The organism is Seohaeicola zhoushanensis (assembly GCF_014656415.1).
GTDB lineage: Bacteria > Pseudomonadota > Alphaproteobacteria > Rhodobacterales > Rhodobacteraceae > Seohaeicola_A > Seohaeicola_A zhoushanensis.
This window is the reverse complement of sequence record NZ_BNCJ01000029.1, coordinates 25,099-36,819: the sequence shown is the minus strand read 5'-3', so window position 1 is coordinate 36,819 and position 11,721 is coordinate 25,099. Positions and strand designations below refer to the sequence as shown.

11 protein-coding genes are annotated in these 11,721 nt (G+C 65.0%); 4 read left to right on the top strand and 7 right to left on the bottom strand.

The features are described from left to right. On the top strand, positions 1-1,789 hold a 1,789-nt coding region (locus tag IE266_RS24235; RefSeq protein ID WP_229864450.1), incomplete at its 5' end, for a hypothetical protein. 2 nt (positions 1,790-1,791) lie between these two features. Here the strand turns inward: IE266_RS24235 and IE266_RS24230 are convergent. Then, positions 1,792-3,177: a hypothetical protein gene (locus tag IE266_RS24230; RefSeq protein WP_189682721.1), complete on the bottom strand. Its 1,386-nt coding sequence runs from the start codon at positions 3,175-3,177 to the stop codon at positions 1,792-1,794. Positions 3,178-3,329: 152 nt separating this feature from the next. On the opposite strand from IE266_RS24230, the gene glf reads away from it, so the two are divergent. Then, positions 3,330-4,502 carry a UDP-galactopyranose mutase gene (gene glf, locus IE266_RS24225; protein WP_189682720.1) on the top strand — a complete coding sequence of 391 codons (1,173 nt, stop codon included), beginning with the start codon at positions 3,330-3,332 and terminating at the stop codon, positions 4,500-4,502. Positions 4,503-4,525: 23 nt separating this feature from the next. Here the strand turns inward: glf and IE266_RS24220 are convergent, their stop codons facing one another. Beyond that, entirely contained in the window at positions 4,526-5,317 is a 792-nt protein-coding gene (locus IE266_RS24220) for an NAD-dependent epimerase/dehydratase family protein (protein ID WP_189682719.1), read from the bottom strand. Between the two features lie 91 nt (positions 5,318-5,408). Between IE266_RS24220 and IE266_RS24215 the strand changes: the two genes are divergently transcribed. Then, positions 5,409-6,527: a polysaccharide biosynthesis/export family protein gene (locus tag IE266_RS24215; protein ID WP_189682718.1), complete on the top strand. Its 1,119-nt coding sequence runs from the start codon at positions 5,409-5,411 to the stop codon at positions 6,525-6,527. A 53-nt stretch (positions 6,528-6,580) separates the two neighbouring features. Here IE266_RS24215 and IE266_RS24210 read toward each other — a convergent pair whose 3' ends face one another. From IE266_RS24210 to rfbC, 5 genes are all read right to left on the bottom strand, one after another. Then, positions 6,581-6,931, bottom strand: a complete 351-nt coding sequence (locus tag IE266_RS24210; protein ID WP_189682717.1) for a PRC-barrel domain-containing protein — start codon at positions 6,929-6,931, stop codon at positions 6,581-6,583. Positions 6,932-7,020: 89 nt separating this feature from the next. Continuing rightward, on the bottom strand, positions 7,021-7,893 hold the full coding sequence (gene rfbA / locus IE266_RS24205) for a glucose-1-phosphate thymidylyltransferase RfbA (RefSeq protein WP_189682716.1): 873 nt from the start codon (positions 7,891-7,893) through the stop codon (positions 7,021-7,023). Then, the gene (gene rfbD / locus IE266_RS24200; RefSeq protein ID WP_189682715.1) at positions 7,890-8,732 is read right to left on the bottom strand and encodes a dTDP-4-dehydrorhamnose reductase; all 843 of its coding nucleotides are present in this window, start codon (positions 8,730-8,732) and stop codon (positions 7,890-7,892) included. The genes rfbA and rfbD overlap by 4 nt, the downstream gene beginning before the upstream one ends. After that, positions 8,729-9,775: a dTDP-glucose 4,6-dehydratase gene (gene rfbB / locus IE266_RS24195; protein WP_189682714.1), complete on the bottom strand. Its 1,047-nt coding sequence runs from the start codon at positions 9,773-9,775 to the stop codon at positions 8,729-8,731. The genes rfbD and rfbB overlap by 4 nt, the downstream gene beginning before the upstream one ends. Further along, positions 9,772-10,332 (bottom strand): dTDP-4-dehydrorhamnose 3,5-epimerase, encoded by a 561-nt coding sequence (gene rfbC / locus IE266_RS24190; RefSeq protein WP_189682713.1) that lies wholly within the window; start codon positions 10,330-10,332, stop codon positions 9,772-9,774. Before rfbC ends, rfbB begins: the two co-directional genes overlap by 4 nt. Before the next feature lie 370 nt (positions 10,333-10,702). Here rfbC and IE266_RS24185 point away from each other — a divergent pair, with 370 nt between their 5' ends. Further along, a complete protein-coding gene (locus IE266_RS24185) occupies positions 10,703-11,689 on the top strand; it encodes a hypothetical protein (protein ID WP_189682712.1) in 987 nt (328 codons plus the stop codon). Positions 11,690-11,721: the final 32 nt, after the last annotated feature.

Here is an 11,721-nt window from a genome sequence, read left to right as displayed (position 1 = left end):
TGGACTGAAGACGCGACCCATGATCACCCTGCAGAACTTCCTGATGCCTGACCCGGTCATCTGCACCGAGCATTCGCTCTACTTCCATGCCTCGGGGGCCTTCGGCCTGTCGCAGCACAATGGCGAGATCTGGCTGGGCGAGGGGGCGACGGTCGTCTTCGACACCTATTTCAACCTCTTCAATCTCGGTAAGTGGCACCGCGCCTGCACGCTCGACGGGCTCTTCGCCGAGATCCGCGGTGCCGGTCGGGTCGAGGTGCGGGTGCTCCAGGCGATCCCCGAGCAATCCTGGGAGATCCTGCATTGCGAGGTAGTCATGCTCGAGGTTGGGTCGCCTTACTTGGTGGACGTATCGAATTACGCCAATCGCTCTACACAGGGTCTGGTCTTCGTCGAGATCAAGGGGCTGGACTCCACCGGCGCCACGGTCTCGGGCGGGCGGTTCCTTACCCGGACGGTGCCGGCGGAGCTGCCCCGGCTGGCGGTCTCGATCACCACTTTCAAACGCGAGGAACAGGTGCGCGCAACGGTGGCGCGGCTGGAGGATTTCCTGGCGACCTTCGAATTCGGCGACCAGGTTCATGTGCAGGTGGTCGACAACGGCAACAGCGCCGGCATCGCCCCCAGCAACAAAGTCACGCCCTTCGTCAACCACAATTACGGTGGCGCCGGCGGCTTTGCTCGCGGCGTGCTCGAGGCCGAGGGGGCGGGCTTCAGCCATTGCCTGTTCATGGATGACGACGCCTCCTTCCACATGGAGAATATCGCCCGCGCCTATGTCTTCCTGGCGCTGGCCCTTTCGCGGCGCGCCGCAGTCGCGGGGGCGATGATCAACAACACCCACAAGTGGGCAATGTGGGAGAACGGTGCCTATTTCGACGGCTCCTGCAGGCCACAGTTCTGCGGCACCGACCTGAGGAACCGCGACGAGGTATTCGAGATGGAGCATGAATCGGACCGTGCGCGGCCCACCACCTTCTACGGCGGCTGGTGGTTTTTCGCCTTCGCCATTGCTGAGGTGAAACACCACCCCTTCCCCTTCTTTGTGCGGGGCGACGACATCTCGTTTTCGTTGATGAACGATTTCGAGATCTCCACGCTGAACGGCGTGGTCTCGTTCCAGGACGATTTCTCGGAGAAGGAGAGCGCCCAGACCCTCTATCTCGACCTGCGCAACCACCTGATCCAGCACCTGGTCACGCCCCGTTTGCACCGCAGCGCGCTGGGGACAGCGCAGGTGGCGCTGCGCTTCATCATGCGCTCGATGCTGCGCTTCCACTACGAGAGCGCGGCGGCACAGATGCTGGCGTGGAAGGACGTGATGGCGGGGCCGCAATTCTTCGACGCCAATATCGACATGGCGGCGCGGCGGGCGACCATCAAGGAGATGATGAAGACCGAGGTCTGGCAGGAGGTCGGTACGCTACCGCCGGAACGCCGGCGCCTGACCCGTCTGCCGCGCAAGTGGCGCACCCGTCTGGGGCTCTGGACGCTGAACGGTCACCTGGTGCCCTTCTCTGCGCGCCGCTGGGACCGCGTCGTGCTGGGCATGGCAGACCGGGGCCTAGTCTACCCGGCGCTTGGCGCGACGCAGATCACCTATCTGAACACCGCCCGCGACAAGGCCTATACCGTGACCCAGTCGAAACGGGCCTTCTTCGCCATGGCTTGGCAGATGACCAAAACGCTGACCCGCTTCCTGCGCGAATTCGACAGTATCAAGGCCGCCTACCGCGAGGGCTACGACGCCCAGACCACTCGCGCCTACTGGGAGCGTCGGCTGGCCTGAGCCTATTGCAGCGGCGGCCGGCTGTGCTGGATCGCGAGGAAGTCGTCGAGATACTGGTAATTCGGCGCCGCCCCGTCGGCGCCTGGGAGCACCGCCGCGGCAGAGAACAGGTAGCCGAGGTACCAGGGCGCCCGGTCGGGATTGAGCCGGCGCTTGTTCGGCCTGTTCTGCACCAGCCCGAATGTGGCACCGCGGATGCCATATTCGCGGAACAGCGCATCGGCCTTCAGGATGAAATGGTCGATGAACCAAGGCCGCGTGGCCATGAAATCGTCCCATTCCGCCTTGCTGACCGGCCCCTTGTCCTTACAGCCCTTGCCAGTGCCGAAGACCTCACAGGCCATGTAGGCGGCGCTAGTCTGTTTCGGATCGTGCCCCCAGCGCCCGGCAAAAGCCGCGCCCAGCCGGTCGCCGCCCTTCAGCGCCTCCTGCATGCGCCAGATGAAGGAAAACTCGGTGACGATGACCGGTTTGCTGATCGCGCCCCGCATGAAGCGCAGCGCCGCCTCCATCTCCTCAAGGCTGGCCACATGGGCATGCATGTCGACACCGTCGACGAAAGGTGCGCTCTCGGCAAAGCCGAGGAGCTGGCCCACCGCGGGCTGGTGCTGCATCTTTTTCGACTGCAGCCGGGTGAAGGCACCGACATAAACCTCGACCCTGTCGCGCAGGCCACGGGAGACCAGGTAGTCATGCACGTGCACGGTCAGCCGTTCGTAGAAGACCACCAGCGGAATGCCGCCATAGGCCGGGTTAGGTTCCCAGTCGGTCTGCAGCGTGTTGATGAAGGGCTCGTTGCCCGTGACGATGATCTCCACATGGGGGGCCAGGGTGTCGAGGATCACCTGGTCGAGAAAGCCGAACAGATCGGCCTCTTCGGGTGAGCCGGGGCGCGGCGGATGCCGCTGCTTCGCCTCGAAATTCCACATTAGGTTCAGGATCGCTTTGCGCCGGGTGCCGTCGGCGGCAGCGATATAGATCTGCCAGTCACCGAAATCCCATTTCGGATCACGCCGCCCGTTGTCCTGCTGTTCCTTGTATTCCAGCACCTCGATGTTCGAGCGGATCCAAGCGGTGCCGCTGCGCGCTAGAAGGACCGGATCGAGATCGCCGACTTGCCGGTTGGTGTTGACGCCAAGGAAGTCCTCGAGCTCGGTGCAGCGGGCATGTCCGAAGGCTACGGCGCCGCCGAGCCGCCCGTTGCCGCAGCGGCGTGGTTGGGCGATCGCGGCGCAGCTTTGCCCGCGCGGCACGCTGCGGGCGCTGTAGAAGGTCGCGCTCTGCCCCGCTGCGACGGCAATGCCGTCGAGCGTGCAGGTCTGTGCCAAGGCCGGCCCCCCGGCAAGCGCCAGCACCAGAAGGAGGGCGAGGCGGAAACGGGAGGGCATGGCGATACTCGGGAGACGGGAGACGGGATTAGGCTAACAGCCGCCCTCCAGGCCAGCAATCACGTTCCCGGGCATCGGCGCCGTCTTGCCGGGCTTGAAGCCGGGGAGGATATTCCGTTTAAACGGGTGCATAGGTCAATGAAGGGCAGAACATGTCGACAACAAAATTCCTCATGGTCGGCGCCGGGCTTTCCGGCGCGGTGATCGGCCGCCATCTGGCCGAGGCTGGCCATGACGTGACGGTGGTCGATGCGCGCTCCCATGTCGGTGGCAACTGCCATACCGAGCGAGACGCCGAGACTGGGGTAATGGTGCATGTCTACGGGCCGCATATCTTCCACACCGACGATTCCGAGGTCTGGGATTACGTCAACTCTTACACCACCTTCTTACCCTACAAGAACCGGGTGAAGACCACCTCGAAAGGCGTCTCGGGTGAGCGCGAGGTCTATTCGCTGCCGGTGAACCTGCACACAATCAACCAGTTCTTCCGGCGCACCATGCGCCCCGACGAAGCCCATGAATTCATCACCACCGAACAGGCCGATACTTCGATTGCCGATCCGCAGACCTTCGAGGACCAGGCGATGCGCTTTGTCGGGCGCGACCTCTACGAGGCCTTCTTCAAGGGCTACACCATGAAGCAATGGGGCTGCCACCCCTCGGAACTGCCGGCCTCGATCCTCAAGCGGCTGCCGGTGCGCTTCAACTACGACGACAATTATTTCTTCCACAAATACCAGGGCATGCCCGAGAACGGCTATACAGAGATGGTCGCGGCGATCCTTGATCATCCCCGCATTTCGGTCAAATTAGAGACTGTTTTCGACCGTTCCCAGGCGGCGGAGTATGACCACGTCTTCTATTCCGGCGCGCTGGACGGCTGGTTCGGCTACGAGTTGGGCCGGCTTGGCTATCGCACGTTGGACTTCGAGCGTTTCACCTATCAGGGCGATTACCAGGGCTGCGCGGTGATGAACTACGGCGAGGTCGAGGTGCCCTATACGCGCATCACTGAGCACAAGCATTTCGCGCCCTGGGAAAGCCACGAGGGCTCGGTCTGCTACCGAGAATTCTCGCGCAAATGCACGCCGGACGACATTCCCTACTACCCGATCCGCCAGGTCAGGGAGAAGGCGCTGCTCTCGGATTACGTAGCGCTGGCCGAGAAGACCCAGGGTGTCACCTTCGTCGGGCGGCTTGGCACCTATCGCTACCTCGACATGGACGTGACCATCCGCGAGGCGCTCGACACCGCCCGCGCCTTTGCCGCCGACCTGTCCGAGGGACGGGCTCCGCGCGCCTTCTACCAGGCGCCGCTCTGACAAACCTTTCGCCGGCGGTATCTTCAAACTACAGAGGATGCGCGCCATTCCGCCACCAGCCCCTCGGGCGTGGCGGGGACCAGCGGCAGCAGGCCGGCGAGGCGGGTGAGGTCGAGCGTCACCTCGGCGATTGCCTCGGGCGGGGCCGGGCGCGGGCGCCAGGGCAGGCCGGCGGCGTCGAGCAGCGCGCCCATCTCCACCGTGCCCGGCTGGGCGATGTTCAGCGCCGTGGGCAGGTCGTTGCGCGTACATAGCGCGACCAGCTGGTCGGCCAAGGTCACCATGCCGATCCAGGACCGTCGCGGGGTGGCGCCGCCGGGGAAGCTATCGAGTTGACAGCCCGGCCGCCAGCCGCCGAGCGCGGCGTCGAGCCCGGCGATATTGCCGATCCGCAGGGCGCAGGCCGCGACGTCGAGTTTGGTGGCTAGGGCAGCGGCCGCGCGCTCCATTGCGACTTTAGCGCGGCCATAGTCAGTTGCAGGCTCTAACCTAGCGGTTTCCTCGCCGCCCCCGGCGCCGTAGACCGCCGCGGAGGAGGCCAGAAGCACCCGCGCCCCGGCCGCCGCCCCGGCGCGTAGTGCGGTCAGCGCCAGGCGGGTATTGTCGGCAAGATCGCCGCCCCGCGCCGCCGCGGACGGGGTGACCCCGGCGAGGCAGAGGATCGCGGTGCATCCCCGCGCCGCCGCTGCCAGTACCTCCGGGTCGGCGAAGGCCGCGCGCCCTTCCCAGTAGGCAAGTCCGGCGGGCCAGCGGCTGCGCAGGAGGGCGCCGATCCGCCCGGTCGATCCGAGCACCAAAACGCTTGGCTTTTCCATGACCACTCCTGTAGCAGTTGACCGACCCTCTTCCGCCAGTATCCTCTGGCGGGAAAAATGCAACGTCCCAGACCGCAGGCTCACCCGTCCCATGTACAATCCGATGATCCTGATCGCCCTTGCGGGGCTGCTGCTGACCTCCGCCTGCGGACACCTGCCCGGCGGCGCTCCCGTCGCCCGCGATGTCGTTCGCGAGGCCGGCGAACCGGTGCCCGACCTGGCGGTCTACCCGGTGACCCGCGCCTTCCTGCCCACGGTGGCGCAATGGCCGGCCACCGGCAAGCAGGAGCGGCTCGGCTGGATCGGCGCCAGCGCCGGCGCGCGTCACCAGCTGATCCAGCCCGGCGATCGGTTGAACATCCGGATCTGGGACAGTTCCGACAATTCGCTGCTGACCGCGCCGACCCAGAAGGACATCCAGCTGGCCGATATGGAGGTCGCATCCAATGGCACGGTCTACCTGCCCTATGTCGGCAAGGTGACGGTGCGCGGCCTGACCGCCGATCTCGCCCGCGAGGAGGTGCAGCGGGCGATGGAGGCGATCATCCCCTCGGCCCAGGTGCAGCTGAGCCTGACCGAGGGCCGCTACAACTCGGTCGACCTGGTCGGCGGAGTTGCGGCACCCGGCAGCTACCCGATGCCCGACCGCAACTACTCGGTTCTAAGCCTGATCGCCGCCGGTGGCGGTGTGCGCACCGATCTGAACAACCCGCAGATCCGGCTGATGCGGGGTGGCCGGATCTATGGCACCTCGGTCGAGGCGCTGCTCGACCGGCCGGCGCTCGACACCAGACTGGTCGGCGGCGACCGGGTCTTCGTCGAGGCCGACACCCGCTATTTCCTCTCTTTCGGCGCAGCGGGGAACGAGGCGCAGCACCGTTTCACCCGCGACCATGTCTCGGCGATGGACGCGGTCTCGATCATGGGCGGGCTGCAGGACAGCAAGGCCGATCCCAAGGGCCTCCTGATCCTGCGCGAATACCCGGCCAGCGCGGTCAGCGCCGGGGTGCGGGGGCCGCGGCAGAGCCGGGTGGTCTTCACCGTGGACCTGACCACCGCCGACGGGCTGTTCTCGGCCCGCAACTTCGACATCAACCCGGGTGACCTGCTAGTCGCGACCGAGAGCCCGATCCAGGATGCACTAACCATCTCCAACATCGTCGGCAATGTCTTCAGCATCTTCGGGCGGGCCAACAATCTGACGAACTGAGGCGCGGCCTTCCGGCAGATGCCCATATATTCGTCCGGACATGACCGGTTTTCTTAGATCCAGTAGATCGGCACGCCGTAATGCTCGTGGGTACGCCGCTCCCAGTCGCGGTCGTCGTACCAGCGGTCGTGACGTTCGGGCGCGCCCTGCACCTCGGCCTCTGTCAGGTCGGTGACGAAACCGCCCTGCACGGGGTCGTAGGTGAGCTTGCCCCATGGCACCGGGCGATAGTCCTCGCCCAGGCCCAAGAAGCCGCCGAAGCCCATGACAGCATAGGCGACCTTGCCCGAGGCCTTGTCGATCATCAGGTGGTCGATCGCGCCGATATGGGCGCCGTCGCGGCCATAGACATCGGTGCCGTTGACATTGTCCGACGACACGAGCGGATGCGTGCTGGTGGTCATTTGGGAATACCTCCTCATATGAGAAGGCAACGGCCGGGCCGGCACCGGGGTTCCCCCGGCGCGGCCGGGCGCGCGGCGGATTGCCGGTCCTATTCCCTGAGCAACCCCTTCAGGTAGGCGCCATAGCTGTTCTTGGCGAAGATCTCGGCGCGGGCGCGCAGCTCCTCGCGGCTGATCCAGCCCTTCTGGAAGGCGATTTCCTCGGGGCAGCCGGCCTGCAGGCCCTGGCGTTCCTCGAGCGTGCGCACGAAATTCCCGGCGTCGAGCAGGCTGGCATGGGTGCCGGTGTCGAGCCAGGCATAGCCGCGGCCCATGGTCTCGACCCGAAGCGCCCCCTCGGCGAGATACATGCCGAGCAGCGAGGTGATCTCCAGCTCGCCCCGGGGCGAAGGCGTCACCGCGCGGGCGCGGGCCGGGGCGGTGCCGTCGAGGAAATAGAGCCCGGTCACCGCGTAGTTCGAGGGCGGCACGGGGGGTTTCTCGATGATCTCGCTGACCGCGCCATCGGCGCCGAAGGCGACCACGCCATAGCGCTCGGGATCGGCGACGTGATAGCCGAAGACGGTGCCGCCGGCCTCTTGCGCATCCGCCCGCGCCATCAGCTCCGGCAGCCCGTGGCCGAAGAAGATGTTGTCGCCTAACACCATGGCGCTGGGGGCGCCGTCAAGGAACTCCTCGGCCAGGATATAGGCCTGGGCGAGGCCGTCGGGGCTGGGCTGCACCACATAGGTGAGCGCCACGCCCCATTGCGACCCGTCGCCCAAGGTGCGCCTGAACTGGTCCTGGTCCTGCGGCGTGGTGATGAGGCAGATCTCACGGATGCCCGCCAGCATCAGCACCGAGAGCGGGTAGTAGATCATCGGCTTGTCGTAGATCGGCAGCAGCTGCTTCGACAGCCCCATGGTGATCGGGTAAAGCCGGGTGCCCGAGCCCCCGGCGAGAATGATGCCCTTGCGTGTCATGCCGCCCCCAGTTCCTTCAGGATCGCCGCCAGGCTGACCCGCCAATCGGGCCTTTTTACGCCGAAATCAGCCTCAAACCCGGAACAATCCAGGCGCGAATTGGCCGGGCGCCGCGCCGGTGTCGGATAGTCGGCGGTGGCGATCTCCTCGACCGCGCAGGGCAGGCCGGCCTGGGCGAAGATCTCGCGCGCGAAGCCCGCCCAGCTGACGTCGGGCGCGCCGGCGAAATGGTGGATGCCGCCGGGAATTCCCTTTTGCAGACCCTGTACAGCCGCCAGGCAGGCCGCCGCCAGGTCGCCCGTCGGGGTCGGCCCGCCGACCTGGTCGGCGACGACGCGCAGAACCTCGCGCTCGGCCCCGAGCCGCAGCATGGTCTTGACGAAATTCGCGCCATGGGCCGAGACCACCCAGGAGGTGCGCAGGATCACATGCGCGCCGCCCGCCGCCGTCACCGCCTGCTCACCCTTCAGCTTCGTGCGGCCATAGGCGCCGAGCGGCCCGGTGGCATCATCGGTGCGCCAGGGCGCAGAGCCCGCGCCGTCGAAGACGTAATCGGTCGAGACATGCACCAGCGGGATACCGCGTTCGGCGCAGGCGGCCGCGATGGCACCCGGCGTCTCGGCGTTGACGGTGGTGGCCAGCGCCTCCTCGCTTTCCGCCTTGTCGACGGCGGTGTAAGCGGCGGCGATGATCACCGCCTCGGCGCCATCGACCTGCGCGGCGCAGGCCTGGGGGGCGGTGAAATCGGCTTGGTCGCGGCCCAGGAAGCGCGCCTCCGGCGCGCGACGGGCCAGCTCGCGGGCCAGTTGCCCAGTTTTGCCGAAGACCAGCAGGCTCATGCCTTCACTCCCAGCCGTTCGCCGACGCCCTGCCGCGATTGCAGCGCCCGCCACCAGGGCTCGTTGGCCAGATACCAGTCCACCGTCTTCTCCAGCCCCTGTTCCAGCGTCACCGAGGGCCGCCAGCCCAGCTCGGCGCGGATGCGCGCGGGGGCGATCGCATAGCGCGCGTCATGGCCGGGACGGTCTGTCACGAAGGTGATCTGATCGGCGTAGGATCCCGATTTAGGCCGCTTAGTGTCTAGAATGGCGCAGATCGCGCGCACCAGGTCGATGTTCCTGGCCTCGTTCTCGCCGCCGATATTGTAGGACCGCCCGACCGCGCCCTGCTGCACCACGGTCAGCAGCGCATCGGCGTGATCCTCGACGAACAGCCAGTCGCGCACGTTCAGCCCCTGCCCGTAGACCGGGATGGGCTTGCCCGCCAGCGCGTTCAGGATCACCACCGGCACCAGCTTCTCGGGAAAGTGGAAGGGGCCGTAGTTGTTCGAGCAATTGGTCAGCACCACCGGCAGGCCGTAGGTCTCGTGCCAGGCCCGCACCAAGTGGTCCGAGGCCGCCTTGCTCGCCGAATACGGCGAGCGCGGGTCATAGGGCGTGTCTTCGGTGAATTTCACCGCGGGGTCGGCGGGCAGCGAGCCGAAGACCTCGTCGGTCGAGACATGGTGAAAGCGAAAGGTCTCGGGCCGCCCCTGCGCCACCCAGAAGGCGCGGGCGGCCTCGAGCAGCGTGTAGGTGCCGGTCACATTGGTCTCGATGAAGGCGCCGGGGCCGTCGATCGAGCGGTCGACATGGCTCTCGGCGGCGAGATGCATCACCGCGTCGGGGGCGTGGTCAGCGAATACCCGGTCGAGCGCGGCGCGGTCGCGGATATCGGCATGGACGAAGGCATAGGCGGGGTGGTCCGCCACCGAGGCCACATTGTCGAGGCAGGCGGCATAGGTCAGCGCGTCGAGGTTCACCACCGAATGCCCCGCGGCGATGGCCTGGCGCACCACCGCCGAACCGATGAAGCCGGCCCCGCCGGTCACGAGGAGCTTCATGCCGCGCCCTCCCAGGTGAAAGGGCTCTTGAAGGTGTCGAAGGGCACTGCCGCCGCATCCTTGGCCGAGAGCACCGGCTCGCCGGTCAGCCCCCAGTCGATGCCGCAGCTCGACCAGAGCACCGCGCCGTCGCACTCGGGGGCGTAGTAATCGCTGCACTTGTAGATAATTTCGCTGTCCGGCTCGCGCGTTGCGAAACCGTGGAGGAAGCCGGCCGGGATCAGCAACTGTTTCCCGTTCTCCGCCGAGAGTTCGAGTCCGAACCAGTTGCCGCAGGTGGGCGAGCCGCGCCTGATATCCACCGCCACGTCGAAGATCCGCCCCCGCCCGCAGCGCACCAGCTTGGCCTGGGCATGGGGCGGGGCCTGGAAATGCAGGCCGCGCAGGGTGTTCACGGCGGCGGAAACCGAGTGGTTGTCCTGAACGAAATCGAGCGTGATCCCCTTGCTTTCAAGGGTCTTGCGGTTCCAGCTCTCGCTGAAGAACCCCCGCGCATCGCCAAAGCGCGCGGGCGTCAGGACCAATAAGCCCGGCAGGGCCGTTTCTTCGATCTGCATCATCACCCTCGTCAAACTCCCTCACCCTTAGCAAGAGGAGGGAGGGCTGTCACCGATAGGTGGGCGGGGAAGGCTATGCGCACATCCCGCAAGGGTCGCTCTGGGGTGTCCCTGCCCAAAACTGTAGATTTCGGTGATTGGAAAAACCTAAGAGGTCTGACCAGTTCTAATGCGGGACGATCCAGGATGTACTCGTTCCGCGTTTGCGCCATGACTGCCGCCGGTAAAGGCCGGCCTGCTGCTCTGGCTCTCGGCACAGCAGAGGTTCCCCTGTTCTGTGTCGCCGAGCGGACGAAAGGGGCAGAATTTGCCTGTTCAACCTTTTACCAGCTCAGATATACGGAAACGGCGCGAGGTATGGCTGATCGACATGAGCAAGAAAACACTTCATATCCATATCGGTTCCCACAAGACCGCCACCACCACCCTGCAAAACACCTTTGCAGTCAGCTCCGATCTTTTGGAACATGCGGGCGTACTTTACCCTGCGACCGGACGCAAGTTTCAAGCTCATCACCCGTTGGCCTGGCAACTGCGCGACACGGCACAGAGCGGAACGAGTCTGGAAGATTTGGGCGATTGGCCCGCAACACTGCAGGAGATCGACGCCAGCTCCGCAAGTCAGGTAATTATCAGTTCCGAAGATTTCGAATGGCTCCAGGATCTTAGCCGCCTTGAGCTTCTGAAGGACCGCTATGACGTGCGAGTTCTGTTCTACATACGGAGTCCCGAACGCTATCTGGAAAGTTACTACAATCAGTTGGTCAAGGATTTTCAGACCCGCGAAGCACGCACGCTGGAAACCTATGTGGCGGAACAACCACTATTTTTTCTTGACAACCTTACTATCCTAAACCGTTGGAGCGAGGTTTTCGGTCAAACGAACATCCGGGTGCGCCTGTTCGACAGAAAATACCTGAAAGGGACCGTGACCGAAGATTTCATGGATGCCATAGGTTGTCAGAGCCAAATCGCCTTTCGCGTCCCTGACGTGTCAGTGTTACAAAAAGTTTCCTTGCCGCCAGATGCTTTAGAGTATCTGCGCCTTTGCAACCCTCATTTCACTCGCGAAGCTGGGCATCATAGCTTTGTTGTGAAATTGGTGCAGATGACACAGCAACACCACTTACAACTTCAGCAGACTCGTGCCGGGTTACTGTCGCTGCAGGCGCAACACAACGTGATGCGCCGCTTTGCTGGCGGTAATCGGCAGGTGGCGCGTCGCTATTTAGGCAGCGACTTCGTACCTTTCCCCCCAAACCAAGCCAAACCACACCCAGATTTTGAGAACCGCATGCCAGTGGCCGATGCCGCTGTAGTCGCCAAGGTCGCCGCCATGATACACAGTATCGACTGATCCCATAGCGCGGGCCCCATACTGTCCATACG

Excerpts from the sequence above, each read along its gene's own strand:
- IE266_RS24230 (WP_189682721.1), bottom strand. The coding sequence starts at position 3,177 with ATGCCCTCCCGTTTCCGCCTCGCCCTCCTTCTGGTGCTGGCGCTTGCC.
- glf (WP_189682720.1), top strand. The coding sequence starts at position 3,330 with ATGTCGACAACAAAATTCCTCATGGTCGGCGCCGGGCTTTCCGGCGCG.
- IE266_RS24220 (WP_189682719.1), bottom strand. The coding sequence starts at position 5,317 with ATGGAAAAGCCAAGCGTTTTGGTGCTCGGATCGACCGGGCGGATCGGC.
- IE266_RS24215 (WP_189682718.1), top strand. The coding sequence starts at position 5,409 with ATGTACAATCCGATGATCCTGATCGCCCTTGCGGGGCTGCTGCTGACC.
- IE266_RS24210 (WP_189682717.1), bottom strand. The coding sequence starts at position 6,931 with ATGACCACCAGCACGCATCCGCTCGTGTCGTCGGACAATGTCAACGGC.
- rfbA (WP_189682716.1), bottom strand. The coding sequence starts at position 7,893 with ATGACACGCAAGGGCATCATTCTCGCCGGGGGCTCGGGCACCCGGCTT.
- rfbD (WP_189682715.1), bottom strand. The coding sequence starts at position 8,732 with ATGAGCCTGCTGGTCTTCGGCAAAACTGGGCAACTGGCCCGCGAGCTG.
- rfbB (WP_189682714.1), bottom strand. The coding sequence starts at position 9,775 with ATGAAGCTCCTCGTGACCGGCGGGGCCGGCTTCATCGGTTCGGCGGTG.
- rfbC (WP_189682713.1), bottom strand. The coding sequence starts at position 10,332 with ATGCAGATCGAAGAAACGGCCCTGCCGGGCTTATTGGTCCTGACGCCC.
- IE266_RS24185 (WP_189682712.1), top strand. The coding sequence starts at position 10,703 with ATGAGCAAGAAAACACTTCATATCCATATCGGTTCCCACAAGACCGCC.